This window comes from Bradyrhizobium sp. USDA 4354, from assembly GCF_054060315.1.
The window spans coordinates 4,427,771-4,449,671 of sequence record NZ_JBSSDC010000001.1 but is presented as its reverse complement, the minus strand read 5'-3'; the positions used below and the strand labels follow the sequence as shown (position 1 = coordinate 4,449,671).

At 64.0% G+C, this 21,901-nt stretch carries 21 protein-coding genes; 12 read left to right on the top strand and 9 right to left on the bottom strand.

Annotated features, from left to right (window positions below):
• Positions 1-180 precede the first annotated feature (180 nt).
• Positions 181-2,091, bottom strand: coding sequence for an acyl-CoA synthetase (locus tag ACVIIV_RS20270; RefSeq protein ID WP_456745738.1), 1,911 nt, complete (start codon positions 2,089-2,091; stop codon positions 181-183).
• 226 nt (positions 2,092-2,317) lie between these two features.
• Here ACVIIV_RS20270 and ACVIIV_RS20265 point away from each other — a divergent pair, with 226 nt between their 5' ends.
• From ACVIIV_RS20265 to ACVIIV_RS20230, 8 genes are all read left to right on the top strand, one after another.
• Positions 2,318-3,400 carry a SecDF P1 head subdomain-containing protein gene (locus ACVIIV_RS20265; RefSeq protein WP_456745737.1) on the top strand — a complete coding sequence of 361 codons (1,083 nt, stop codon included), beginning with the start codon at positions 2,318-2,320 and terminating at the stop codon, positions 3,398-3,400.
• Positions 3,401-3,646: 246 nt separating this feature from the next.
• The gene (locus ACVIIV_RS20260; protein WP_456745736.1) at positions 3,647-4,453 is read left to right on the top strand and encodes a Crp/Fnr family transcriptional regulator; all 807 of its coding nucleotides are present in this window, start codon (positions 3,647-3,649) and stop codon (positions 4,451-4,453) included.
• A gap of 289 nt (positions 4,454-4,742) precedes the next feature.
• Positions 4,743-5,540, top strand: coding sequence for a glutamate racemase (gene murI, locus ACVIIV_RS20255; protein WP_456745735.1), 798 nt, complete (start codon positions 4,743-4,745; stop codon positions 5,538-5,540).
• Between the two features lie 72 nt (positions 5,541-5,612).
• A complete protein-coding gene (locus tag ACVIIV_RS20250; RefSeq protein WP_456745734.1) occupies positions 5,613-6,386 on the top strand; it encodes an HpcH/HpaI aldolase family protein in 774 nt (257 codons plus the stop codon).
• Between the two features lie 233 nt (positions 6,387-6,619).
• Entirely contained in the window at positions 6,620-7,387 is a 768-nt protein-coding gene (locus ACVIIV_RS20245) for an acyltransferase (protein ID WP_456745733.1), read from the top strand.
• A 320-nt stretch (positions 7,388-7,707) separates the two neighbouring features.
• Positions 7,708-8,325: a 30S ribosomal protein S4 gene (rpsD, locus tag ACVIIV_RS20240; RefSeq protein ID WP_035707594.1), complete on the top strand. Its 618-nt coding sequence runs from the start codon at positions 7,708-7,710 to the stop codon at positions 8,323-8,325.
• A 77-nt stretch (positions 8,326-8,402) separates the two neighbouring features.
• Positions 8,403-8,609: a hypothetical protein gene (locus tag ACVIIV_RS20235; protein ID WP_456745732.1), complete on the top strand. Its 207-nt coding sequence runs from the start codon at positions 8,403-8,405 to the stop codon at positions 8,607-8,609.
• A 61-nt stretch (positions 8,610-8,670) separates the two neighbouring features.
• Complete coding sequence (locus tag ACVIIV_RS20230) at positions 8,671-9,738, top strand: threonine aldolase family protein (RefSeq protein ID WP_456745731.1); 1,068 nt, start codon at positions 8,671-8,673, stop codon at positions 9,736-9,738.
• A 98-nt stretch (positions 9,739-9,836) separates the two neighbouring features.
• Here ACVIIV_RS20230 and ACVIIV_RS20225 read toward each other — a convergent pair whose 3' ends face one another.
• The 4 genes from ACVIIV_RS20225 to grxD are packed head-to-tail and all read right to left on the bottom strand — an operon-like array spanning position 9,837 to position 13,315.
• Positions 9,837-11,099: a serine hydrolase domain-containing protein gene (locus ACVIIV_RS20225; RefSeq protein ID WP_456745730.1), complete on the bottom strand. Its 1,263-nt coding sequence runs from the start codon at positions 11,097-11,099 to the stop codon at positions 9,837-9,839.
• Between the two features lies 1 nt (position 11,100).
• Positions 11,101-12,387 (bottom strand): serine hydrolase domain-containing protein, encoded by a 1,287-nt coding sequence (locus tag ACVIIV_RS20220; protein ID WP_456745729.1) that lies wholly within the window; start codon positions 12,385-12,387, stop codon positions 11,101-11,103.
• A gap of 43 nt (positions 12,388-12,430) precedes the next feature.
• Entirely contained in the window at positions 12,431-12,985 is a 555-nt protein-coding gene (locus ACVIIV_RS20215; protein WP_456745728.1) for an O-acetyl-ADP-ribose deacetylase, read from the bottom strand.
• Between the two features lie 3 nt (positions 12,986-12,988).
• Complete coding sequence (gene grxD, locus ACVIIV_RS20210; protein ID WP_128965515.1) at positions 12,989-13,315, bottom strand: Grx4 family monothiol glutaredoxin; 327 nt, start codon at positions 13,313-13,315, stop codon at positions 12,989-12,991.
• Positions 13,316-13,553: 238 nt separating this feature from the next.
• Here grxD and egtB point away from each other — a divergent pair, with 238 nt between their 5' ends.
• Together egtB and egtD are read left to right on the top strand one after the other, a co-directional pair.
• Positions 13,554-14,852 carry an ergothioneine biosynthesis protein EgtB gene (gene egtB / locus ACVIIV_RS20205; protein ID WP_456745727.1) on the top strand — a complete coding sequence of 433 codons (1,299 nt, stop codon included), beginning with the start codon at positions 13,554-13,556 and terminating at the stop codon, positions 14,850-14,852.
• A gap of 50 nt (positions 14,853-14,902) precedes the next feature.
• A complete protein-coding gene (gene egtD / locus ACVIIV_RS20200; RefSeq protein WP_456745726.1) occupies positions 14,903-15,874 on the top strand; it encodes an L-histidine N(alpha)-methyltransferase in 972 nt (323 codons plus the stop codon).
• A 12-nt stretch (positions 15,875-15,886) separates the two neighbouring features.
• On the opposite strand, the gene ACVIIV_RS20195 is transcribed toward egtD, so the two are convergent.
• Both ACVIIV_RS20195 and ACVIIV_RS20190 read right to left on the bottom strand, forming a co-directional pair.
• The gene (locus tag ACVIIV_RS20195) at positions 15,887-17,080 is read right to left on the bottom strand and encodes a low temperature requirement protein A (RefSeq protein ID WP_456745725.1); all 1,194 of its coding nucleotides are present in this window, start codon (positions 17,078-17,080) and stop codon (positions 15,887-15,889) included.
• A gap of 24 nt (positions 17,081-17,104) precedes the next feature.
• Positions 17,105-17,341, bottom strand: a complete 237-nt coding sequence (locus ACVIIV_RS20190; protein ID WP_011088461.1) for a BolA family protein — start codon at positions 17,339-17,341, stop codon at positions 17,105-17,107.
• 183 nt (positions 17,342-17,524) lie between these two features.
• Between ACVIIV_RS20190 and ACVIIV_RS20185 the strand changes: the two genes are divergently transcribed.
• The gene (locus tag ACVIIV_RS20185) at positions 17,525-17,884 is read left to right on the top strand and encodes a DUF427 domain-containing protein (protein WP_456745724.1); all 360 of its coding nucleotides are present in this window, start codon (positions 17,525-17,527) and stop codon (positions 17,882-17,884) included.
• A gap of 114 nt (positions 17,885-17,998) precedes the next feature.
• On the opposite strand, the gene ACVIIV_RS20180 is transcribed toward ACVIIV_RS20185, so the two are convergent.
• Entirely contained in the window at positions 17,999-18,172 is a 174-nt protein-coding gene (locus ACVIIV_RS20180) for a DUF1328 domain-containing protein (RefSeq protein ID WP_007612121.1), read from the bottom strand.
• A 168-nt stretch (positions 18,173-18,340) separates the two neighbouring features.
• On the opposite strand from ACVIIV_RS20180, the gene ACVIIV_RS20175 reads away from it, so the two are divergent.
• On the top strand, positions 18,341-19,528 hold the full coding sequence (locus ACVIIV_RS20175; protein ID WP_456748781.1) for an acyltransferase family protein: 1,188 nt from the start codon (positions 18,341-18,343) through the stop codon (positions 19,526-19,528).
• Positions 19,529-19,649: 121 nt separating this feature from the next.
• Here ACVIIV_RS20175 and purL read toward each other — a convergent pair whose 3' ends face one another.
• A complete protein-coding gene (gene purL, locus ACVIIV_RS20170) occupies positions 19,650-21,860 on the bottom strand; it encodes a phosphoribosylformylglycinamidine synthase subunit PurL (protein WP_456745723.1) in 2,211 nt (736 codons plus the stop codon).
• Positions 21,861-21,901: the final 41 nt, after the last annotated feature.

The window sequence follows — 21,901 nt, the reverse complement described above, 5'->3', positions numbered from 1 at the left end:
GAAACGGAATCACTTGCGTCCCCCCGGATGCAAATGTCCACGAGAGTATTCGCAAGCGTCTCCGATTGCTAATGCTTCCTATGTGATACGCATCACATAAAGGGCCCTAACGGCGATATGGATAATGCGCCGAAGAGTCGCCCTCCGGTCAGAAGGGCGGGCTCCCAGCCTGATGTCGCGTCACTCGGCCTGAACGACCTCGTGGCGGATCACGAACGGTGCAAGCAGCGCGTGCACCTCGCCCGCGATCGCCTCGCGCTGGTGCGGCGGCAGGCCGGCAAGCGTGACGGTCGCGATCGATCCGTGACTGCCATGGGCGCCGACTTTCACCCTGCAGTCGATGCCGCGTTCGACCAGCGGCGCCAGCACCTTGGTGAACACGCGCTCGGCCGCGTCCCAGCGCAGCTGCGGCTTGAACACCTTGCCGACGCCCGTCACCGGCATCGGATCGATCAGAATGACCTGCACCGGAACGGCCGCGCGCTCCGGCGTGCGCTCGCGTACCCACGCTTCCAGCTCGCCCGGCTCGACCTTTGCGCCGGGCTTCAACTGCACGTAGCCCACCGGCAATTCGCCGGCATAGGCGTCGGGCTGGCCGACCACCGCGGCGAAGCCGACGGCGGGATGCCTGAACATGATCTCCTCGATCGGCGCCGGATCGATGTTGTGGCCGCCGCGGATCACGAGATCCTTGGCGCGGCCGGTGATCCAGAGATAGCCGTCGGCGTCCAGCCGGCCGAGATCGCCGGAGTTGACCCAGACCTCGTCGACGAAGGCGCCCTTGTTGTGCTCGTCGTTGAGATAGCCGCCGAACACGCCGGGCCCGGCCATGATGACGACACCGATCTCGTCCGGTTTGCAGTCGCGGATCAGGCGTCCCTCGGCATCGAGCTGCACGATGCGCACCCGCGCATAAGGCATGGGAAGACCCACCGAGCCGAGCCGGATCGGCCGTCCGGGGTAAGCGAGCGTGTGCACGCTCGAGGTCTCTGTCATGCCGTAGACCTCGACCACCGGCAGCTTCAGTTTCTCCTGAATCGCCGAGCCGACCGCGACCGGAATCGCCGAGCCGCCACCTGCCGCATATTTCAGGCTCGAAATATCCGCATTGCCCGGCGGCACCGCGAGGGTCGCGGCGAGCACCGTCGGCACGCTCGACAGCGCTTCGGGCTTGAAACGCTCGACGAGCTGCCAGATGTTCTTCACCGCATTCGGGTTGCGCCAGCCGCTCGGCGACAGCACGACCAGCGAGCCGCCGCTCGACAAAGTCGTCAGCACCTGTGTCAGCGATCCACCGACGTGAAACAGCGGCATGCCGAACAGCAAATTGGCGCCGGGCTTCCCCTTCAGCAGCAGATTGAGCGCCCAGGCCTGATAGACTTGGTTGGCATGGGTGTGTCGCACCAGCTTCGGCGTGCCGGTGGTGCCGCCGGTGTGGAAATAGGCGGCGATGTCGCTGCCGAGAATCTGGCGTCCGCTGACGAGCCGGTCCGACGGCTGCTGCTTGATCAGGTCGCTGAAGGCAAAGATGCCGTTCGCCGGATCGCCGCCGCCGAAAACCTGCACGACCGCCTTCAGATGCTTGAGCTGCGGGCGGATCTGCTCGACCTTCTGCCAGATGTCGGTGCCCGGCATCGGTCCGAGCGCCACCAGGATTTTGGTGTTCGCGGCCTCCAGGATCTCGGCGATCTGATGCGGCTCGAGCAGCGGATTGACGGGATTGGCGATGCCGGCGGCCTCCGCGCCGAACAGCGTGACGAAGGCATCCGGCACCAGCGGCAGCATGAAGCTGATGACGTCGCCCTTCTCCGCGCCGAGCGCATGAAACATGTTGGCGGCCTGGGTGACGCGTGCGATGAAATCGCGATACGTGACGACCAGCGGCGTGTCGGCGGGATCGGCATTTTGCAGGAACTGGATCGCCGCCCCGTCGGGGTTGCGCTCAGCACCAAGCCTGATGGCGTCATAGGTGCCCTCGGCAGCGACGCGGTCGGCGTAGGGGACCTGCTCGAACGCCCGGACCTCCTCGTCCGTCAAAAGATCCGGATAGTCGTTGCCGATCAACCGATCGAGCGCGTGGATACCCGCCATGAAATTCCGTCCTCCCTCAGATGCATGTCCCGCCTCATATCTTTTGATATTTTGGTTCGGCGAGGCCTCGGCCGATCGCCGGCCGGGCAGTACCAGAATGATGGATGATTATGCGTTCGTCCATGACCTAACGACAGCGGCGCTTGAACCTCTGCGGCCAATCCGGGGACCAAGAACTGGCACTGAGTTCGCTCGCCAGCGTCCTGCCGCAAGACTCGAGGTCATCATGACGACGCCCCTGCGGAACCGCATCATACGGCTGATCGCCGCGTTCGCGATTGTATCCGCGATCGTTCTGCCCTCTGCCACTCTCGGCGCCGAGACCCAGCTCGACAAGATACGCGTCAAGGTCGCGGCCTTCATCGCCGATAAGATGGAGAAGCTGGGCGGATCGCGCATCGTCTACAAGGTGGACACCGACGCCCTGCGGGAGGCGGTCGTCACGGACCTGCGCGACGACGTCTACAAGACCCTGCGCGAGGGCCGGATCGCTTTCTCCGGCCTTGCGATCCGCGACGGCGGCGTCGACGTGAAGATCGCGGACGCCAAGGGCCGCGAACAGCTCACGCGCAAGCTCGCCTCGGCGGCGGAGGGGTTGCCGGCCTATGCGCTCACCGTGACCGACGCCGGAGACGGGCTGCTCAGGCTCGCGCCGACCGATGCCGCAGCCGCCGCGCGGCTGCGCGATCTCGTCGAAGATTCCATCGCCATGATCGAGCAGCGCCTCAAGGACGCCGGCGTCAAGCTTGCCAGCGTCCAGCCTGAGGGGACGGACCGCATTCGCATCTTCCTGCCCGGCGTGATGGAGCCCGAGCATGTCACCGCGATCTTTGCCAAAAAGGTCAAGGTCGGCTTCCGCCTGATCGATCTCTCGATGTCCGCGGAGCAGGCGCAATCCGGCACGCCGCCGGCGGGCACGGAGGTCCTGCTCGGCTTCAAGGACAAGCTTCCTTATCTCGTCGCCAAGGACAGCGCGCTCGAGGGCGGCGACATCAGCTATGCCGGCCCGGGATTTACGGGCGAGACAAAGGAGCCGATCGCCTCGTTCCGCTTCAACGGCCGCGGCACGCGGCGCTTCGCCCATATCACTGCAGAGAACGTCGGCAAGCCCTTTGCCATCGTGCTCGACGACAAGGTGATCTCCGCTCCCGTGATTCGCGAGCCCATCACCGGCGGCTCCGGCCAGATTTCCGGCAACTTCACGCTGGAAGAGGCCAACAGCGTCGCCATGCTGCTGCGCGCCGGCTCGCTGCCAGGACGCCTCGGCCTCGTCGAGCAGCAGGTGGTGCAGCCCGCCACCAAGCCGTAAGCGAAGCTCGCCCCCGCCGCGTCGGTCGTCCAGGCCGGGTCCGCGACGGCGAAACCCGCACGGCTGCCCCGAATCACGGCCGCTGCGGCCGGACGCGCAACCAACGGGCAATTGCCGAAACGCCCGATCAGGCTAGAATTTGCCTCTTGCGGCACGACGGTCGGAAGCGTCATTCAAGCGGTCGTCATCCGATTTCGGCTATACGAGTGCCGACCAGGACTGAATGCCTTACGTGGGGTTAGTACCATGCCGTCCGGCAGCGCAGACATTTCGTCGATCCTCGACCGCATTCTCGACGCGGCCACGGACAACCTCAGGATCGCGAAAATCCTGGTGCAGATGGGCCTCGACCCCGACAACGTTACCTACGACGCGATCTTCAATCGCCTGCTGGAGATCTTCGTCCATAACATCACGTTGGCCAATTTGTTCGCCGCAGTCGGCGCCGGCTTCTTCGTCGCCACACTCTTGATGCGGACGATGGTGCCCCTGCGCGTCGCCAACATGATCGGCTGCGCGTTGTTCGCCGTTTTCGGCGCGCTCTCGGCCAACGTCGCCACGTTCCTGCTCTATCTTCTGCTGCTTCCGATCAACGCTCTGCGCCTGCGGCAGATGCTCAAGCTGGTCAAGAAGGCGCGCCATGCGACCGAAGGCGACATGTCGATCGAATGGCTCAAGCCGTTCATGACCGAGCGCAAATATCGCCGCGGCGACATCCTCTTCAAGCTGCGCGATCCGGCGCAGGAGATGTTCCTCACGGTCACCGGCAAGTTCCTGGTCAAGGAGATCAACGTCGAGATTGGGCCCGGAGCGCTGATGGGCGAGCTCGGCTTCCTCACGCCGGACAACCGGCGCACGGGCACGGTCGAATGCATCGAAGACGGACAGGTGCTGACGATCACCTATGACCGGCTACTCGAGATCTACTTCCAGGATCCGCAGTTCGGCTATTATTTCCTGGTGCTGACCAGCCAGCGCCTGCTGCAAAACATCGATCGCCTGCAGAAGCAGCTCGCAACGGAGCGCGCGGCCACGACAAACAGGATCGCGTGAGCGCTGCGCATCCACGTGAGGTCGCAGACGACGTGATGTGAAGAGGGCGTGCGCCCATATCTTGCTCTCGTGCCCCGGACGCAGCGCAGCGCTTTTCGTGGTGCGCTGCAGAGCCGGGGCCCATGCCTCCAAGAACAATCGTGCGGCATAGGTCCCGGATGCGCTGGAACGCAACGAGGCGTTGCAGCGCATCCGGGACACAAGGCGTCGGCCCTCGCGGTCTTGGCGGGGGCCGCCGCAAAATCGCCCTAAAAACCGAATGGTAACCATGGCGGGCTAGGGTAATGACGTGACCAATTCTCCGACGATCCTGGTGTTCGATTCCGGCCTTGGCGGGCTCACGGTGCTCCGTGAGGTCGTGGCCGCGCGAGCGGATGCGCACTACGTCTACGTCGCCGACGACGCCTTCTTTCCCTACGGCCACCACAGCGAGCACGAGATCATCGCCCGCGTCGTGCCGCTGATGGGGGAGCTGATCGGCACGCATGATCCCGACCTTGTCGTCATTGCCTGCAACACGGCGTCCACCCTGGTCCTGTCTCACTTACGCGCAGCCTATTCCCTGCCCTTCGTCGGGACGGTGCCGGCGATCAAGCCGGCCTGCGCGCGGTCCAAGACCCGCCGCGTCTCGGTGCTCGGCACCAAGGGCACGGTGAAGCGCGAATATACCAAGGCGCTGATCCGCGATTTCGCGCAAGGATGCGAGGTGACGCTGGTCGGCTCGCCCGAGCTCGCCTCGCTCGCCGAACGCGCACTTGGCGGTCACCCGGTCAGCGACGGCGACATCCTCGCCGAGCTCGCCCCCTGCTTCGTCGGCGATGCAGCGGATGCGCGCGTGCGCACCGACACCGTGGTGCTCGCCTGCACGCATTATCCGCTGTTGCTCGACCGGCTGAAGAAGCTCGCACCTTGGCCGGTCGACTGGATCGATCCGGCGCCGGCGATCGCCCGCCGCGTGTCCGATCTGCTCGGTGCGCCTAGCTGCGGCATCGCGCAGTCCGGCGCCGAGATGATCTTCACCTCGAACCGCGTTCATGGCCTTTCGGCCACGCTGACGCCGTTCTTCGGCGGGCGCGCGCTGGCCTGACTTTGCGCCGTAACCGGGCGCTGCTAGGCTCTGCCGTCGTCATCTTCGCGCAGGTCATCCCAAGGTAATTACATGTCGGTCCCCGCAAAGCCGCTCAATCGCCTCCGCCAAATGTGGAGCGAGGGCCGCCCCGCGTTCGGCGCGATCGCGACCATCCCGAGCGTGCAGATGGTGCAGATCATGGCGCGCTCGCTCGACTGGATCATCGTCGATCTCGAACATGGCCCGATCGGGCTCACCGAAGCGCATGCGATGATCGCCGCGACCACGGGCACGCCCTGCACCCCCTTGGTGCGGATCGCCGCGAACGAGCCGTGGCTCGCGAAAGCTCCGATGGACATCGGCGCCTTCGGAATCAACTTCCCGATGATCACAAACCCCGTCGAAGCCGAGAAGGCGGTACGTAGCGTGCGCTATCCGCCGCGCGGCGACAGGCTCTGGGGCCCCTTCCACGCGCCGTTCCGCTGGGGCCAGTCGATGCCGGATTACATGGCCAGCGCCGATGACGAGATGATCTGCATGATCACCATCGAACATGTCGACGCGGTCAATCGCATCGACGAGATCATGGCGACATCAGGCATCGACGTCGCCGTCATCGGCCCCGGCGATCTCGCCACCTCCATCAACAAGCGCGGCCAGATGGACGATCCGGAATTGCTCGAGCTGGTCGCCCGTGCCGAGACCGGTATCCTCAGAAGCGGCGTGCCGATCGGCGGCGTGGCGCGCACCGCCGACCAGGCCAACGCCCTGATCGACCGCGGCTACCGCGCGATCGCGCTCGGCTTCGACTGGTCGCTGTTCCAGCGCGGCATCATGGCGGCGTTCGAGGGGGTCAGGCGCTGAACAAGCCGATTGACGCGTTGCCGGGACCTGCGGCGCCGCCAGGATCACCCCACTCATGAGATAACTCATTGAAAACAATTGATTTTTACGTCTACATCAGGAACCAAATTGGCGATACCCTGATGCGGCGAACCGACCGACCCTAAGCGGGTTGGTTCGTGCTAGAGCGAACGAGCGGGCACCCCCGCTCGCTGCACATATTTTGATCTTTTGATCCCAGGAACCGGAGACCAATGCGCGGGACGCCCAAGACCATTTCGCTACGGCGCCGTCTGATCTGCGATCTCATGCATGCCTCGATGGGCGTGCCCTTCGTTTCACTCTCCCGTTCGCTCAATATCCGCCCTGTGCTGGAGGCCCGCGCAGGCGCAACTGCGCCCGCCGGCTGGGCCGCGATGTTCGTCAAGGCTTTCGCCCTGGTTGCACGGGACGAGCCGATCCTGCGCACCGTCTACACCAAGTGGCCCTGGCCGGCCCTCTATGAGCTGCCGAAGAGCGTGGCCACGGTCGCGATCGCCCGGGTCGAGAATGGCGAGGAATGCGTGCTGCCTCAGCGAATCACGGCGCCCGACGCCCTGTCGTTGGCGGCGGTCGATGCGGAAATCCGGCACGGCAAGACGGCACCGATCGCTGACGTCCCGATGTTCCGCAAGATCATGCGGGCGACCCGCCTGCCGTTGCCGCTCCGGCGCCTGTCCTGGGCCATTGGCCTGAATTTCGGCCGGCAGCGCGGCAACTGGTTCGGCAGCTTCGGCGTGAGCTCCGTGGCCGCCTATGGCGGGGGCGAGCTCCATCCCATCACGCCGGGGCCCTTTATCGTCAGCTATGGGCTCGTCCAGCCGGACCAGACGATCCACGTCGTGATCCGCTGGGACCACCGGGTCACCGACGCCGCCCCGATCGCGAGGGTCCTGACCCGGCTGGAGCAGGTGTTGAACACTGAAATCGCTGCGGAATTACGGGCGGCCGTCCCCAAGCCCGTCCGGGCGGTGCGCACGTAGGAATACCGTCGTTCCGGGACGGCTCGCAGAGCCGAACCCGGAACCTCGAGATTCTCAGGTGCGCAAGTGCGCACCATGGTTCGCTCCACGAGCGCCCCGGAATGACGGGCTAACGACCCGGAATGACGGTGTAAAGAATTGACAGCCAGCCCCGAACTCCCCTAAAAGCCGCCTGCTCGCGGGCCGATTTCGGCCCGCGAAGCGTTTCGCGACCCGTGGTCCACTCCCTTAAGCTTTGGGGATCGGACCTGTCGGTGCCGGGCTAAGCCCGTCACACAGGAGGGCGCGTTTCCTCAAACCACGCAACCGAAGAGGACGCGATGACTAAGCGCAGTGAGGCGAAGTACAAGATCGATCGCCGTATGGGCCAGAACATCTGGGGCCGCCCGAAGAGCCCCGTGAACCGCCGCGAATATGGCCCCGGCCAGCACGGCCAGCGCCGCAAGGGCAAGCTCTCCGACTTCGGCGTGCAGCTCCGCGCCAAGCAGAAGCTGAAGGGCTATTACGCCAACATCTCCGAGCGCCAGTTCCACGGCATCTATGTCGAGGCGAGCCGCCTCAAGGGCGACACCGGCGAGAACCTGATCGGCCTCTTGGAACGCCGCCTCGACGCGGTCGTGTACCGCGCCAAGTTCGTCTCCACGATCTTCGCCGCCCGCCAGTTCATCAACCACGGCCACGTCAAGGTGAACGGCCGCAAGGTCAACATCTCGAGCTACCAGCTCAAGGTCGGCGACGTGGTCGAGGTCAAGGAAGCCTCCAAGCAGCTCGCCCACGTGCTCGAAGCCAGCCAGCTCCCCGAGCGCGAGGTGCCCGACTATCTCGACGTCGACCACGGCAAGATGACCGCGAAGTACACCCGCATCCCCGGCCTCTCCGACGTGCCGTTCCCGGTGCAGATGGAGCCGCATCTGGTCGTCGAATTCTATTCGCGCTGATAAAGCTCCGCGATCCAAGCTGAAAGGCCCCGGTTTTCCGGGGCCTTTTTGTTTGATAGCATGCTTCAATGTCTCGGATGGACGACCAGTTCGCCAACACTATGCCTTCGGCAGCGCCCACTGAAGCCGCGCTTCGAGTATGGAAGGCCCTCTCCCACCACGAGCAGATCTGCGGATATCAGACGCTGTTCGCTCTGCCTGTTTGCAATATCTTCACGGCTGACACGCCAGACGACATCCTCCTCGCCGCGCGGCAGCGCGTCGCTCAACGTTCTCGTGGCTAACGGGTCATCGGGACACGCACACAATCAGCCGCAATCGTTTGACCAAATGACGAGATCAGCCATGCTCTACACCCCTCCCCCCGTCGATCCCAAGGCGCCGCCGGTGCGCATCAATCTGCTCTCGGACACGCAGACCAAGCCGACGGCAGGGATGCGTGAGGCGATGGCGCGGGCGGAGGTCGGTGACGAGCAGGTCGGCGACGATCCGACCGTGAACGCGCTGTGCGAGCGCGTCGCGGATCTGCTCGGCAAGGAAGCTGCGGTCTACATGCCCTCGGGCACGATGTGCAACGTCACCGCGACGCTGGTGCATTGCCGCCCCGGCGACGAGATCCTCGCGCATGAGACCGCGCACATCATCGCGCGCGAAGGCGGCGCGCATGCGGCGATCGGCGGCTTCCAGGTCACCCAGCTCAAGGGTACTGACGGCCAGTTCACGCCCGAGACGTTCCGGAAAGCGCTGCATCCGCGCACGCGCTATCAGCCGCCGCAGACCGTCGTCAGTGTCGAGCAGACCGCCAATATCGGCGGCGGCACGATCTGGAAGAAGGCGGCGCTCGACGAGATCGTCGCGATCGCCAAGCAGCATGGCCTCGTTACCCACATGGACGGTGCGCGCCTGCTCAACGCCACCGTGGCGAGCGGCATCTCGCCGCGCGACATGACCGCTGGATGGGATTCTGCCTGGATCGACTTCTCCAAGGGCTTGGGTGCGCCGATCGGCGGCGTGCTTGCGGGCTCGCGCGCCTTCATCGACGCGGTATGGCAGTGGAAGCAGCGGCTCGGTGGCTCGATGCGCCAGGCCGGTATCTGTGCGGCGGCCTGCATCTACGCGCTCGATCATCACGTCGAGCGCCTGGCTGACGACCACGCCAATGCGCGGGCGCTCGCCCGCGGGCTGTCACAGATTTCCGGCATCGAAGTGCAGGAGCCCGAAACCAATCTCGTCTTCTTCAAGCCCGACGGCGCCGGCATCCCCGGCGACAAGATGGTCTCAGCCCTCCGTCAGCGCGGCGTGACGCTCGCGATGATGGACGGCCGCATCCGCGCCTGCACCCATCTCGACGTCAATGCGAGCCAGATCGAGGAGACGGTCGGGTACGTTAGAGAGATCGTGCGCGGGGGGTGAGTCCGTATCCCGGATGGAGCGAAGCGACGCCCCGGGACTTCACTCGCAGAGACCCGGATGTCGCTTCGCTCATCCGGACTACAAGAACGAAACTGCGCTCACCGCCCCATCGCCCGATAGATCAGCGTCTTCAGCTCGAGTTGAATCCGGCCGCGCTGCGAGGGCGTCTGCACCATGAAGATCCCGAACAGATCGTCTTCGGGATCGATGAAGAAGAACGTGCCGCCGACGCCGTCCCAGCGATATTCGCCAAGCGGCCATGAGGTGCCCGGCGGCACAGAGGTGCGCACGGCGAAGCCAAGGCCGAAGCCGGAATTGCCGCCCGGATAATAGTACTGGTCGCGTGCGATTCTTGTCTCGGGGCCGATTTGATCTGACGCCATCAGCGCAACCGTCTCGGCTTTGAGATAGCGCCTGCCTTCAAAGGTGCCGCCATTCAGCAGCATCTGCGCGAAGCGGGCGTAGTCGCCGACCGTGCCGACCATGCCGGCGCCGCCTGATTCCCATGTCACGGGCCGCCTGATATCGCGGACCTCAGTCGTCGGGCTGATCCTGCGGTCCTCCGGCATCGGCTCGGCGATGCGCGGAAACTTGGCGGGATCGGCGACGTAGAATGCGGTCTCGGTCATGCCGAGCGGATCGAGCAGCCGCTCCTTCTCGAACTGCAGCAGCGTCTTGCCCGAGATCACCTCGACGACGCGGCCGAGCACGTCGGTGGCAAAGCCGTAATCCCACGCCGTGCCGGGCTGCTCGGCAAGCGGCAGCGTGGCGATCTTCGCGACGAAGTCGGCGTTGGAAAGATCGCTGTTGAAGAGATCGGCCGCGGCATGGAGCTCGCGAACCAGCCCACCACCGTAAAAGCCGTAAGGCAGCCCTGCGGTGTGGCGCAAGAGATCCTTGATCGTGACCGGACGTTCCTGCGGCGCCAGCGTCAGCGAAACCTTGCCGTCTCCTGCTTTCCTCTCGACGCCGACCTTCATGTCGGCGAACGCCGGTATGTATTTTGACACGGGATCGTCGAGCGAAAGCCTGCCTTCTTCGACCAGCATCATCGCCACGACCGATGTGATCGGCTTCGACATCGAATAGAAGCGGAAGATCGTATCCGCGCTCATCGATATCTCGGTAGCGACATCGCGAACGCCGAAATTCTCGTGATAGACCGGCTTGCCGTGTTGCTGGAGCAGCAGGATGGCACCGGGGATCTTGCCCGTCGCGATCTCGTTCCGGATGTAGTCGGAAACCTTCGCCAATCCTTCCGTGGAGAGTGTGCGGGCAGCACGTCCCTCGGAGCCGGCCTTCGCACCGACGACCCCGACGAGAAGAACGAGCGCCGCGATGAACGCGCGGCGCCCACACATGTCATTTCTCCATGGCTTCATAGACCAACTGCTTCAATGTTCGCTGCACGCGCTGGCGCTCGGTCGGAGTCTGCTCCAGGAGGACGAAGAACATGTCCTGCTTGGGGTCGATCACGAAATAGCAGCCGGAGGCACCGTCCCACTTCAGCTCGCCGAGATTGCCGGGCGGCGGCGGCTTGGCGTTGCCGGGATCGGTCCGGACCGCCAGCCCAAGGCCGAAGCCAAAACCGTCGCCGGGGAAGTAGAAATAATCACGATCGACGCCGGAGCCGGGGCCGACTTGATCGGTCACCATCAGCTTGAACGTCTCGGGCTTGAGAATCGTCTTGCCGTCGAGACTGCCGCCATTGAGCAGCATCTGCGCAAAGCGCTGATAATCCGCCATGGTCGTCACCATGCCGCCGCTGGCGAACTGGATCTTCTTGCTCACCGTCGGGTCGTTGATGCGGCCGACCCGGAAATCGGCGTCGTTCGGCAACGGCTGCGCCAGAAGCTTCTGTTTCCCAGGGTCCGCGACGAAAAAGCCGGTATCGACCATGCCGAGAGGATCGAGCAGCTTCTCGCGCATGATGTCTATCAGCGGCTTGCCGGCGGCGACCTCCATCACGCGCGCCAGCACGTCGGTGGAGTGGCCGTATTGCCAGAGCGCGCCCGGCTGATTGTGCAACGGCAGCTTGGCGATGCGCTCGGCAAACTCGGCAAGATCGAAATCGCCGGCATAGAGGGCGGCCTCGCGATAGGCCTTGCGAACCAGGCTGTCGCCGTAGAAGCCGTAGGTGATGCCCGAGGTGTGCGTCATCAGATCGTGCACGGTCATCGCGCGCTTCGGCGGCACCAGCTCCAGCGATTTGGTGCCGTCCTCGGCCTTTTTCTCGACGCCGACCTTCACATTGGCGAAGGACGGAATGTATTTCGACACGGGATCATCGAGCTTGATCTTGCCGTCCTCGACCAATTGCATCGCGACCACCGCGGTGATGGCCTTGGTCATCGAGAACAGGCGGAAGATGGTCTTGTCGGTGATCGGGGCCTTGCTGACCACGTCCTGGACGCCGAAGACTTCGTGATAGACCGGCTTGCCATGCTGCTGGATCAGCACGTTTGCGCCGGCGATCTTGCCGGTCGCGACCTCGTTCTTGAAGAACTCGCTGATCCTTGCGAGCTTGTCCTTGTTGAAATGCGCGCCGGCCGGAATCTCGTAGGTGCCCTCCGCCCGCGCCAGCGACATCGCGGCAAGCGACAGCAGCCCGCCGCAGGCGAGCGCACGCAGCCCAGATCGTGAAATCATAGCCCCTCCCCGGAACATGGTCCGGCTGAGTGTACCGGCCAGCTCAACCGGCACAAGGGCCGCTGTGTCGCGCAAGCGCCTCAGCATGGAGCTTGGCGCTCGGTTCGGAGAAGCAGCAGAACACCACGCGAGCGACGGTTGGCGCCGAGGCAAGCCCTTCGATCGTCGTGTGCACGGCGATATCGGCCGCTTGGTCGGCCGGGAAGCGATAAATGCCAGTCGAAATCGCGGGGAATGCCACCGAGGTCAGCTTGTGCTTGCGGCACAGCTCCATCGATCGGCGATAACAGGAGGCGAGCAGATCGTCTTCGCCAAGCGTGCCGCCATTCCACACCGGACCGACGGTGTGGATCACATGTGCGGCCTTGAGCCGATAGCCCCTGGTGATCTTCGCGTCACCCGTCTTGCAGCCGTGGAGCATGCGGCATTCAGCGACGAGCTCGGGTCCGGCCGCCCGATGGATCGCGCCATCCACGCCGCCCCCGCCAAGGAGCGACGTGTTTGCCGCGTTGACGATGGCGTCAACGCCGAGTGTCGTGATGTCAGCAACGATGACCTCAAGCTCGGCGCCGCCAATCCGGCGCGTCAGCAGGGTCACTTATCAGGCCGCGACGACGACGCCCTTTTCGGAGAAGAGCTGCTGCAACTCGCCGGCCTGGAACATCTCGCGGACGATGTCGCAGCCGCCGACGAACTCGCCCTTCACGTAGAGCTGCGGAATGGTCGGCCAATTCGAGTATTCCTTGATGCCGTTGCGCAGCTCGGCGGACTCGAGGACGTTGAGGCCCTTATAACCGACGCCGATATGGTCCAGGATCTGGACGACCTGGCCGGAGAAACCGCACTGCGGAAATTGCGGCGTACCCTTCATAAACAGAACCACGTCGTTCGCCTTCACTTCGTTGTCGATGAATTCCGCGATGCTCATATCCATGTCCTTCTGGGGCCAAGCCCTCACCAACCATTTCGGGCCGGCTCGACCGATTTAACCCGATACCTGCCCATATATGTAGCCCAAACCGTTGTGCATCCAAAGTAAAATGGCGGCGACAGCCTGCTGGCGGCGGTGCAGAGCCCAACGGGGCCATAGGCTGATGACATCAATATCATCGCCGGAGAGGACTTTCATACCGTAACGGAGCCCCTATCTAGGACGAACCCTGTTCATGGAACCGGGTCGCGCGAACAACGTTCTCTTGTCCTGTCTGGAGAAAAACGTGACGAAACAAGCCTCAGCTACGGCCGCCACCCAGCTTTCGTCACCGTCCTCCCACCCGGACGACCTCGCCAAGCGGCTGGAAGCGGCGTTTCTCACCGTCCGCAACGAGACCGAACGGCGGGCAGCGCCGCTATCGCCGGAAGACCAGCAGATCCAGTCCATGCCCGATGCCAGCCCGACCAAGTGGCACCGGGCTCATACCACCTGGTTCTGGGAGCAATTCCTGCTCGGCGAGCACGCTGTGGGCTATCGGCCCTTTCACACCGATTTCGCGTTCCTGTTCAATTCCTATTACGTCAGCGCCGGCCCGCGACATGCCCGCAATCATCGCGGCGACATCACCCGTCCCAGCGCCGATGAGGTCGGCGCCTATCGCGGACATGTCGATGCGGCCGTCGTCAAGTTCTTCCGCGAGGTCGGCGCGGACAAGCTCGCGGCCCTGGCGCCTCTGGTCGAGGTCGGGCTCAACCACGAGCAGCAGCATCAGGAGCTGATGTTCACCGACATCCTGCATGCCTTTGCGCAGAACCCGATCTATCCCGCCTATGACCCCAACTGGGCCTTCCCGGCCGCAACGCGCAGCGGCGATGACTGGCTGATGCTCAACGAAGGCATCCATACCGTCGGCCATGTCGACGACAGCTTCCATTTCGACAACGAGAAGCCGGCGCACCGCGCCCTGGTTGGCCCTGTCAGAATCGCACGTAACCTCGTCACCAACGGCGAGTGGCTCGCCTTCATGCGCGACGGCGGCTATCGAACGGCAACGCTGTGGCTGATGGACGGCTTTGCCGCGGCCAGCAAGGAAGACTGGCAGGCCCCGGGCTACTGGCGCGAGGTCGATGGCGCATGGCAAGTGATGACGCTGGCCGGCCTCAAGCCGGTCGATCCCGACGCACCGGTCTGCCATGTCAGTTATTACGAGGCGGATGCGTTCGCGCGCTGGTCCGGAAAACACCTGCCGACCGAGATGGAATGGGAGGTCGCGGCCCGCGCCGGCCAGCTCAACGACGCCTTCGGCATCGTCTGGCAATGGACCCGCAGCTCTTACTCACCCTACCCTGGTTACCGCGCCGTCGAAGGCGCGCTCGGTGAGTACAATGGCAAGTTCATGGTCAACCAGCTGGTGCTGCGCGGCTCCTCGCTTGCAACCCCGGAAGGGCACAACCGTATCACCTATCGCAACTTCTTCTATCCGCACCACCGCTGGCAGTTCACGGGGCTGCGGCTCGCCGATTACGACTAGTTCTCATCCGACGACAAATGCGCGCCGGACAGCGCGTTCAGGAGAGTATCATGAATGTGCACGCCAGCGCTTTGGCCGAAGCCCATCTTCCCGACGAGCAGACCACAGCTTTTGCCCGCGAGGCCATCGAGGACCTCTCGCAGCAGCCGAAAAAGCTGTCGCCGAAATATTTCTACGATGCGACGGGATCGGAGCTGTTCGAGGCGATCACGAAGCTGCCGGAATACTATCCGACCCGCACCGAGCTGGCCATTCTGAAGGAGCGCGGGGGCGAGATTGCAAACATCATTCCGGAGCACGCGGCGCTGGTCGAGTTCGGCGCGGGGGCAACAACAAAGGTCCGCCTGCTCCTGGGTCATTGCAAATTCGCCGCCTACGTGCCCGTCGACATCTCGGGCGACTTCCTGAAGGCGCAGGCGAACGGGCTGAAGCGGGATTTCCCTTCGCTCGGCATCTATCCGGTGGCCGCCGACTTCACGACGCCATTCGAGCTGCCGAGGGCGGTCGCCTCGATGCCCAAGGTCGGCTTCTTCCCCGGCTCGACCATCGGCAATTTCGAGCCGCAGGATGCGCAGGCGTTCCTGAGGAGCGCCCGCGCCATTCTCGGCCGGGGCGCGCAGATGATCATCGGCGCCGATCTGGAAAAGGACGAGCGCGTGCTGTTTGATGCCTACAACGACGCTGCCGGCGTCACTGCGCGCTTCAATCTCAATGTGCTGGTCCGCATCAACCGCGAGCTCGGCGGCAATTTCGATCTCTCCGCCTTCACCCATCGCGCGATCTACAACCGCGAGCGGCACCGCATCGAGATGCACCTGATCAGCAGGAAGAGCCAGACCGTGCGCCTGCTCGGCACCAGCTTCGCGTTCCGCCCCGGCGAGAGCATCCACACCGAGAACAGCTACAAGTACAGCATCGAGCGCTTCGCCGCGCTGGCGCAGGGCGCCGGCTGGCGGGTGCGCGAGAGCTGGACGGATGCGGCGAAAATGTTCTCGGTGCACGCGCTGGAGGTGGCGGAGTAAGCGCTTCGGGCGTCAGCGCTCCCCGACCTCCTCCATCTTCGATCCCAGCGACACCGACTCCCAAACCGCCACAACGATCATAATCGCGCTCGTCGCCATCGACAGCCAGAGCGGTGACAGATCGACTGCGAACCAGCTCAGCGCCAGGAGCAGGATGATGCCGATGCCGTGCGAGAGCTGGAGGAAGCCGCGGATCGCGTGCTTGAACAGGATGGTACCGACCAGGAACACCAGGGGACCGCCGATCGTGCTCACGATCGTGCGGAGGTCGGAATGGCCGGTCGGATGCTTCAGCACCAGCTCGTCCGACACCGCGGTCAGGATGATGCCGGCGACGATCGGCATGTGCAGATAGGTGTAGGCGAGCCGCGCCAGTCGGCCGGATTCGGCTGACTTGGAGATCCGCTCGGAGCCGGCCTCCGCGCCCTTGTGGAAATAGATCCACCACATCGCGATGGCGCCGACCAGCGCCGAGACGAAGGCGAGGATATTGCTCGCGCTCCACTCCAGTTCAGCGAAGGTCGCGCCGTTGACGACGATGGCCTCGCCGAGCGCGATGATGACGAACAGCGCGCAGCGCTCGGCCATGTGCGCGCCTTCGACGGCCCAGGCCTCGACCGACGAGAAGCCCAGCTTCGGCACCCAAAACCGTGCCGCCGGCGAGATGTATTCCAAGCTCACCGCCGCGATCCACAGCCATAGCCGCGTATCTCCCTCGGACAGACCGCCTGCGATCCACAACACGGCGGAGATCGAGAGCCAGGTCAGGATGCGGATTGCGTTGTGCCGCACCGCGGTCCGGTGATGCGGGGTCGCAAACATCCAGAACGCCGTACGTCCCACCTGCATGGTCGCGTAGGCGATCGCAAACCACAGGCCCCGTCCCTCGAAAGCGGTCGGAATCGTGGTCGACAGCACGAGGCCGCCCAGCATCATCGCAAAGAGCAGGATGCGGACCGGCGTCAGTTCGGGATTGAGCCAGTTGGTGACCCAGGCGGTGAATACCCACACCCACCACACTGCCAGAAACAGCACGGCAACATGCAGCGCGCCGAGCGGCGTGAAATGGTGCAGCAACGTGTGCGAGATTTGCGTGACGGCGAAGACGAAGACGAGGTCGAAGAACAGCTCGACATTGGTGACGCGGCTGTGCTGGTTCGGCGTGATGACGCGAAACATCGCGCCGCGCGGGTTGTCCGCAGCCATCATCGTCCTCGTGGCGCAATCAGGTCAGGTGCCGGGTACGCCGGTTTGCAGCGCCAGCGCGTGCAGGACACCCCCCATCTGGCCGCGCAGGGACTGGTAGACGATCTGATGCTGCTGGACGCGCGACTTGCCGCGGAAGGATTCCGAGATCACGGTCGCGGCATAGTGGTCGCCGTCGCCGGCGAGGTCACGGATGGTCACCTCGGCATCGGGGATCGCTGCCTTGATCATCGCCTCGATATCGTGGGCGTCCATGGGCATTCGGGTCTTGCTCCTTCTGGTCTAAGCGTTCGAATCGCTGCCGGGGTCCCCTCGCCGGCAGGTTCAAACTTAGCGTGAACGGCCTTCTAGGTCACGTCTTCCCGCACTATATCCGTGATCCCACCAGGATAAAGGCACGACAAAGTGCCGCGCGCGGCAGATCGATCGAAAAGGCGTGAAATCATGAAGCTTCCAGGGCCCGACCACCCCATCACCATCACCCCAAATCCCAGGCGCATCCGTGTGACCGCGGGCGACATCGTGATCGCCGAGACCAGCAAGGCGCTGACCCTGAAGGAGGCCAGATATCCGGCGGTGCAATATGTGCCACGAGAGGACACCAACATGGCCTTGCTGGAGCGCACCGACCGTGTCACCCACTGCCCGTACAAGGGCGACGCGAACTATTACAGCGTCAAGGCCGACGGCAAGACGCTGGACAACGCAATCTGGACCTATGAGACGCCCTTCCCGGCCATGACCGAGATTTCCGGCCATCTCGCCTTCTATCCGGACAAGGTGAAGATCGAGGAAGTGGGGTAATTTTGAAAGTTGTCATTCCGGGGCGCGTCGCAGACGCGAACTATGGTATTCTCGGGTGCGCAAGGGCGCACCGGAGTTCGATGCTTCGCATCGCCCCCGGAATGACTCGCGGAGCTACGCCCTGAAGATCGTGAGTCCCAATATCAGCAGCACCAGGAAGATCACGACGAAGACGTAGAACAGGAAGCGGGCGATGTCGGCGGAAGCGGCCGAAATGCCGGTGAAGCCGAGCACGCCGGCCACGATCGAGACAAGTAGGAAAATCAGCGCCCATTTCAGAATTGTCATCGCCAGCTCCGCGGCTTCTCATGCCCTTTTTGGCGAACGCTAACTTCGCTGCGTGGAACTGGTTCCTAATGGCGTCAGGGCTGACCTATGGCGCAAACTGTCCTTGCTGAATCGAGTTCCCGGCGGCACAGTCCAGCCGGGATCAGGAACGCGATCGGGGCGGCCACGATGACGATGTCACATTCAGCGACGATCGGCGCAGAGGTGCATGCCGCGCCGAAGAGCACGGCGCGCAATTTGGCGATCGATCGCGCCCGCACCTTCCTGACTCTAGTGGTGCTGCTGCATCACGCAGTGATCCCCTATACTTATTTCGGTCATACCGATCCGAAGTACTTCCTCGGCTTCGACATGATCGTGCTCGCCACCGACAGTTTCTTCATGGCGATGTTCTTCTTCCTGTCGGGACTGTTCGCCTGGTCTGGCATCGCCCGGAAGGGAGCACGGAGCTATTTGGCAGATCGCCTGCTTCGGCTTGGCTTACCCTTCGCGATCTGCGCCCTTACGGTCATTCCGGTCGCCTACTACGCAATCTCCCTGCGGCAGCATCCCGAGATCGGCTTTTCGGAATTCTGGTGGAATATGGTCACGAAGGGACCGTGGCCGAGCGGGCCGATTTGGTTCCTTTGGGTCTTGTTCGCCTTCGACCTGGTTGCCTGCCTGCTGTACCGGCTGTCGCCCAATCTGCTCGATCCGATCAATCGCCTTTCGCTACACGGTCGCCGTCGGCCCGCGGCGTTCTTCGCGGTTATGCTAGCCGTCACCGCGGCGTTCTACATTCCCGGGCGGGTTCACTTCGGACCAAACAGTTGGTTCGAGTTCGGGCCGTTCTCGGTCCAGCACGGGCGCGTGATGCTCTACGCGACCTACTTCTTTTTCGGTGCCGGCATCGGCGTTGCGCAAATGGATCGCGGGCTGCTCGCTGTCGACGGCCGCATGGCAAAGGTCAGCTGGGACTGGATGGTACTGGCGATCGTTCCGTATTGCCTCTTGTGGGTGCTGATCTTCATCAAGCGCGAAATACTGGGCAACCCGTCGCCGTTGCCGGACTGGTATGAAGCGCTCTATGCCATCTGCTTCACTGTCTTCAGCGTGGCCATCATGTTTCTGATCCTGGCCTTTTTCCAGAGGTTCAAGCAATCAGGCTCAGCCAAGCTGCTCGATCCAATGCAGAGCGACGCGTACGGCATGTTCCTGGTGCACTATCCGTTCGCACTGTGGCTGCAATACTGGCTGTTCGACTATGACCTGCCGGCGATCGTCAAGGCCACGATCGGCTTTGTACTGACGGTCGCGGCGAGCTGGGCGCTGACGCGAGCGTTGCGGCAGATCCCGGGCGCGACGAAGGTGCTTTGAGGCCAGGCCTCTCCACTCGTCATTGCGAGGAGCCCTTGCGACGAAGCAATCCAGACTGCCTCGGCGGAGGGATCCTGGATTGCTTCGCTACGCTCGCAATAACGGAGTGTGTGGCAGCGACTTACGCCGCCTTCCCGCCCATATACTCCGGCAGCCAACGCTCGAATGACTTGCGCAGCGTGTCGATCGCAACCGGCGCCTCGCCCGCGATGGCAATCGCATCGCCGCCGGTGGTGCCGATCCGCGCGCAGGGCACCTCGCAGCCGCGCATCTTCGCAAGTACGCGGCCGGCTTCGGCTTCCGGCACGGTGACGAGATAGCGCGCCTGGTCCTCGCCGAACCAATAGGCCTGCGAGACAAGCGAGCTCGGCGCCGCCAGCAGTTTTGCGCCGATGCCGCCCGCCATCGCCATCTCCGCGAGCGCGATCAGGAGACCGCCGTCGGAGAGGTCGTGCACGGCAGTCGCGGTGCCCGCATGGATCATGCCGCGCACGCAATCGCCGTTGCGCTTCTCGGCGGTGAGATCGACCGGCGGCGGTGCGCCCTCCTCGCGGCCGCAAATGTCGCGCAAATAGACGGACTGACCGAGCCAGCCATGCGTCTCACCGACCAGCAGGATCGCCTCACCCTCGGCCTTGAAGGCGAGCGACGCAGACTTGGTGAAATCGTCGAGCAGGCCGACGCCGCCGATCGAGGGCGTCGGCAGAATCGCACGGCCATTGGTCTCGTTGTAGAGCGAGACGTTGCCCGAGACGACCGGGAAGTCGAGCGTGCGGCAGGCTTCGGAGATGCCCTTCAGGCAGCCGACGAACTGGCCCATGATCTCGGGCCGCTCAGGATTGCCAAAATTGAGATTGTCGGTGATCGCGAGCGGCTTGCCGCCGACCGCGGTGATGTTGCGCCAGGCTTCGGCCACCGCCTGCTTGCCGCCCTCGAACGGATCGGCCTCGCAATAGCGTGGCGTGACGTCGACGGTCAGCGCGAGACCCTTCGGCCCGTCCTGCACGCGCACCACGGCCGCATCGCCGCCGGGACGCTGCATGGTGTTGCCGAGGATGACGTGGTCGTACTGTTCCCAGACCCAGCGCTTGCTGCACATGTCCGGCGTGCCGATCAGCTTCTCCAGCGCAGGCCCGAGGCCCATCGGCGCTGGCACGTCGCGGGCATGCACGACCGGCAGCGCGGCCGAGGGGACGTGCGGGCGGTCATAGACCGGCGCCTCGTCACCGAGCTCCTTGATCGGCAGGTCGGCCATGACGTCGCCGCCATGCTTGACCACGAAGCGCTTGCTCGGGGTCGTGTAACCGACGACGGCGAAGTCGAGTCCCCACTTCTTGAAGATCGCCTCGGCCTCCTTCTCCTTCTCGGGCTTGAGCACCATGAGCATGCGCTCCTGGCTCTCCGAGAGCATCATCTCGTAGGCGCTCATCCCGATCTCGCGGGTCGGCACCGCATCGAGGTCGAGGTCGACGCCGAGGTCGCCTTTGGCGCCCATTTCGACCGCCGAGCAGGTCAGGCCCGCCGCGCCCATGTCCTGGATCGCGATCACGCAGCCCTTCTCCATGATCTCGAGACAGGCCTCGAGCAGCAATTTCTCGGCGAAGGGGTCGCCGACCTGCACGGTCGGGCGCTTCTCCTCGGACTTGTCGTCGAACTCGGCCGAGGCCATCGAGGCGCCATGGATGCCGTCGCGGCCGGTCTTGGAGCCGAGATAGACGATCGGCATGTTCACGCCGGAGGCGGCCGCATAGAAGATCTTGTCGGCATCCGCGAGGCCCACCGCCATCGCATTGACCAGAATGTTGCCGTCATAGCGGGTGTGGAAGCGCACCTGGCCTCCCACCGTCGGCACGCCGAAGGAATTGCCGTAGCCGCCGACGCCCGCCACCACGCCGGAGACGAGATGCCGCGTCTTTGGGTGCTCGGGCGCGCCGAAGCTGAGCGCATTGAGACAGGCGATGGGACGTGCGCCCATCGTGAACACGTCGCGCAAGATGCCGCCGACGCCGGTGGTCGCGCCCTGATAGGGCTCGATATAGCTCGGGTGGTTGTGGCTCTCCATCTTGAAGACCACGGCCTGGCCGTCGCCGATGTCGATCACGCCGGCATTCTCGCCGGGACCCTGGATCACCCAGGGCGCCTTGGTCGGCAGGCCGCGCAGATGGATGCGCGAGGACTTGTACGAGCAATGCTCGTTCCACATCGCCGAGAAGATGCCGAGCTCGGTGAAGGTCGGCTCCCGTCCGATCAGCTTCAGGATGCGCTCATACTCGTCGGGCTTGAGCCCGTGGGCGGCAACCAGCTCGGGAGTGATCTTGGGTTCATTCTTCATGGATTCGAGGCTTTCGGCGGCGGTTTGGCCGTTCTTAGGAA

What these genes read in the sequence shown, in the direction of transcription:
- grxD (WP_128965515.1), bottom strand. Translation starts at nt 13,315, where the DNA reads ATGAGCATCGCGGAATTCATCGACAACGAAGTGAAGGCGAACGACGTG.
- ACVIIV_RS20250 (WP_456745734.1), top strand. Translation starts at nt 5,613, where the DNA reads ATGTCGGTCCCCGCAAAGCCGCTCAATCGCCTCCGCCAAATGTGGAGC.
- ACVIIV_RS20185 (WP_456745724.1), top strand. Translation starts at nt 17,525, where the DNA reads ATGAAGCTTCCAGGGCCCGACCACCCCATCACCATCACCCCAAATCCC.
- ACVIIV_RS20175 (WP_456748781.1), top strand. Translation starts at nt 18,341, where the DNA reads ATGACGATGTCACATTCAGCGACGATCGGCGCAGAGGTGCATGCCGCG.
- ACVIIV_RS20225 (WP_456745730.1), bottom strand. Translation starts at nt 11,099, where the DNA reads ATGTGTGGGCGCCGCGCGTTCATCGCGGCGCTCGTTCTTCTCGTCGGG.
- ACVIIV_RS20190 (WP_011088461.1), bottom strand. Translation starts at nt 17,341, where the DNA reads ATGCCCATGGACGCCCACGATATCGAGGCGATGATCAAGGCAGCGATC.
- egtB (WP_456745727.1), top strand. Translation starts at nt 13,554, where the DNA reads ATGGAACCGGGTCGCGCGAACAACGTTCTCTTGTCCTGTCTGGAGAAA.
- ACVIIV_RS20195 (WP_456745725.1), bottom strand. Translation starts at nt 17,080, where the DNA reads ATGGCTGCGGACAACCCGCGCGGCGCGATGTTTCGCGTCATCACGCCG.
- ACVIIV_RS20245 (WP_456745733.1), top strand. Translation starts at nt 6,620, where the DNA reads ATGCGCGGGACGCCCAAGACCATTTCGCTACGGCGCCGTCTGATCTGC.
- rpsD (WP_035707594.1), top strand. Translation starts at nt 7,708, where the DNA reads ATGACTAAGCGCAGTGAGGCGAAGTACAAGATCGATCGCCGTATGGGC.
- egtD (WP_456745726.1), top strand. Translation starts at nt 14,903, where the DNA reads ATGAATGTGCACGCCAGCGCTTTGGCCGAAGCCCATCTTCCCGACGAG.
- purL (WP_456745723.1), bottom strand. Translation starts at nt 21,860, where the DNA reads ATGAAGAATGAACCCAAGATCACTCCCGAGCTGGTTGCCGCCCACGGG.
- ACVIIV_RS20235 (WP_456745732.1), top strand. Translation starts at nt 8,403, where the DNA reads ATGGACGACCAGTTCGCCAACACTATGCCTTCGGCAGCGCCCACTGAA.
- ACVIIV_RS20220 (WP_456745729.1), bottom strand. Translation starts at nt 12,387, where the DNA reads ATGATTTCACGATCTGGGCTGCGTGCGCTCGCCTGCGGCGGGCTGCTG.
- ACVIIV_RS20230 (WP_456745731.1), top strand. Translation starts at nt 8,671, where the DNA reads ATGCTCTACACCCCTCCCCCCGTCGATCCCAAGGCGCCGCCGGTGCGC.
- ACVIIV_RS20180 (WP_007612121.1), bottom strand. Translation starts at nt 18,172, where the DNA reads ATGACAATTCTGAAATGGGCGCTGATTTTCCTACTTGTCTCGATCGTG.
- ACVIIV_RS20270 (WP_456745738.1), bottom strand. Translation starts at nt 2,091, where the DNA reads ATGGCGGGTATCCACGCGCTCGATCGGTTGATCGGCAACGACTATCCG.
- ACVIIV_RS20265 (WP_456745737.1), top strand. Translation starts at nt 2,318, where the DNA reads ATGACGACGCCCCTGCGGAACCGCATCATACGGCTGATCGCCGCGTTC.
- ACVIIV_RS20260 (WP_456745736.1), top strand. Translation starts at nt 3,647, where the DNA reads ATGCCGTCCGGCAGCGCAGACATTTCGTCGATCCTCGACCGCATTCTC.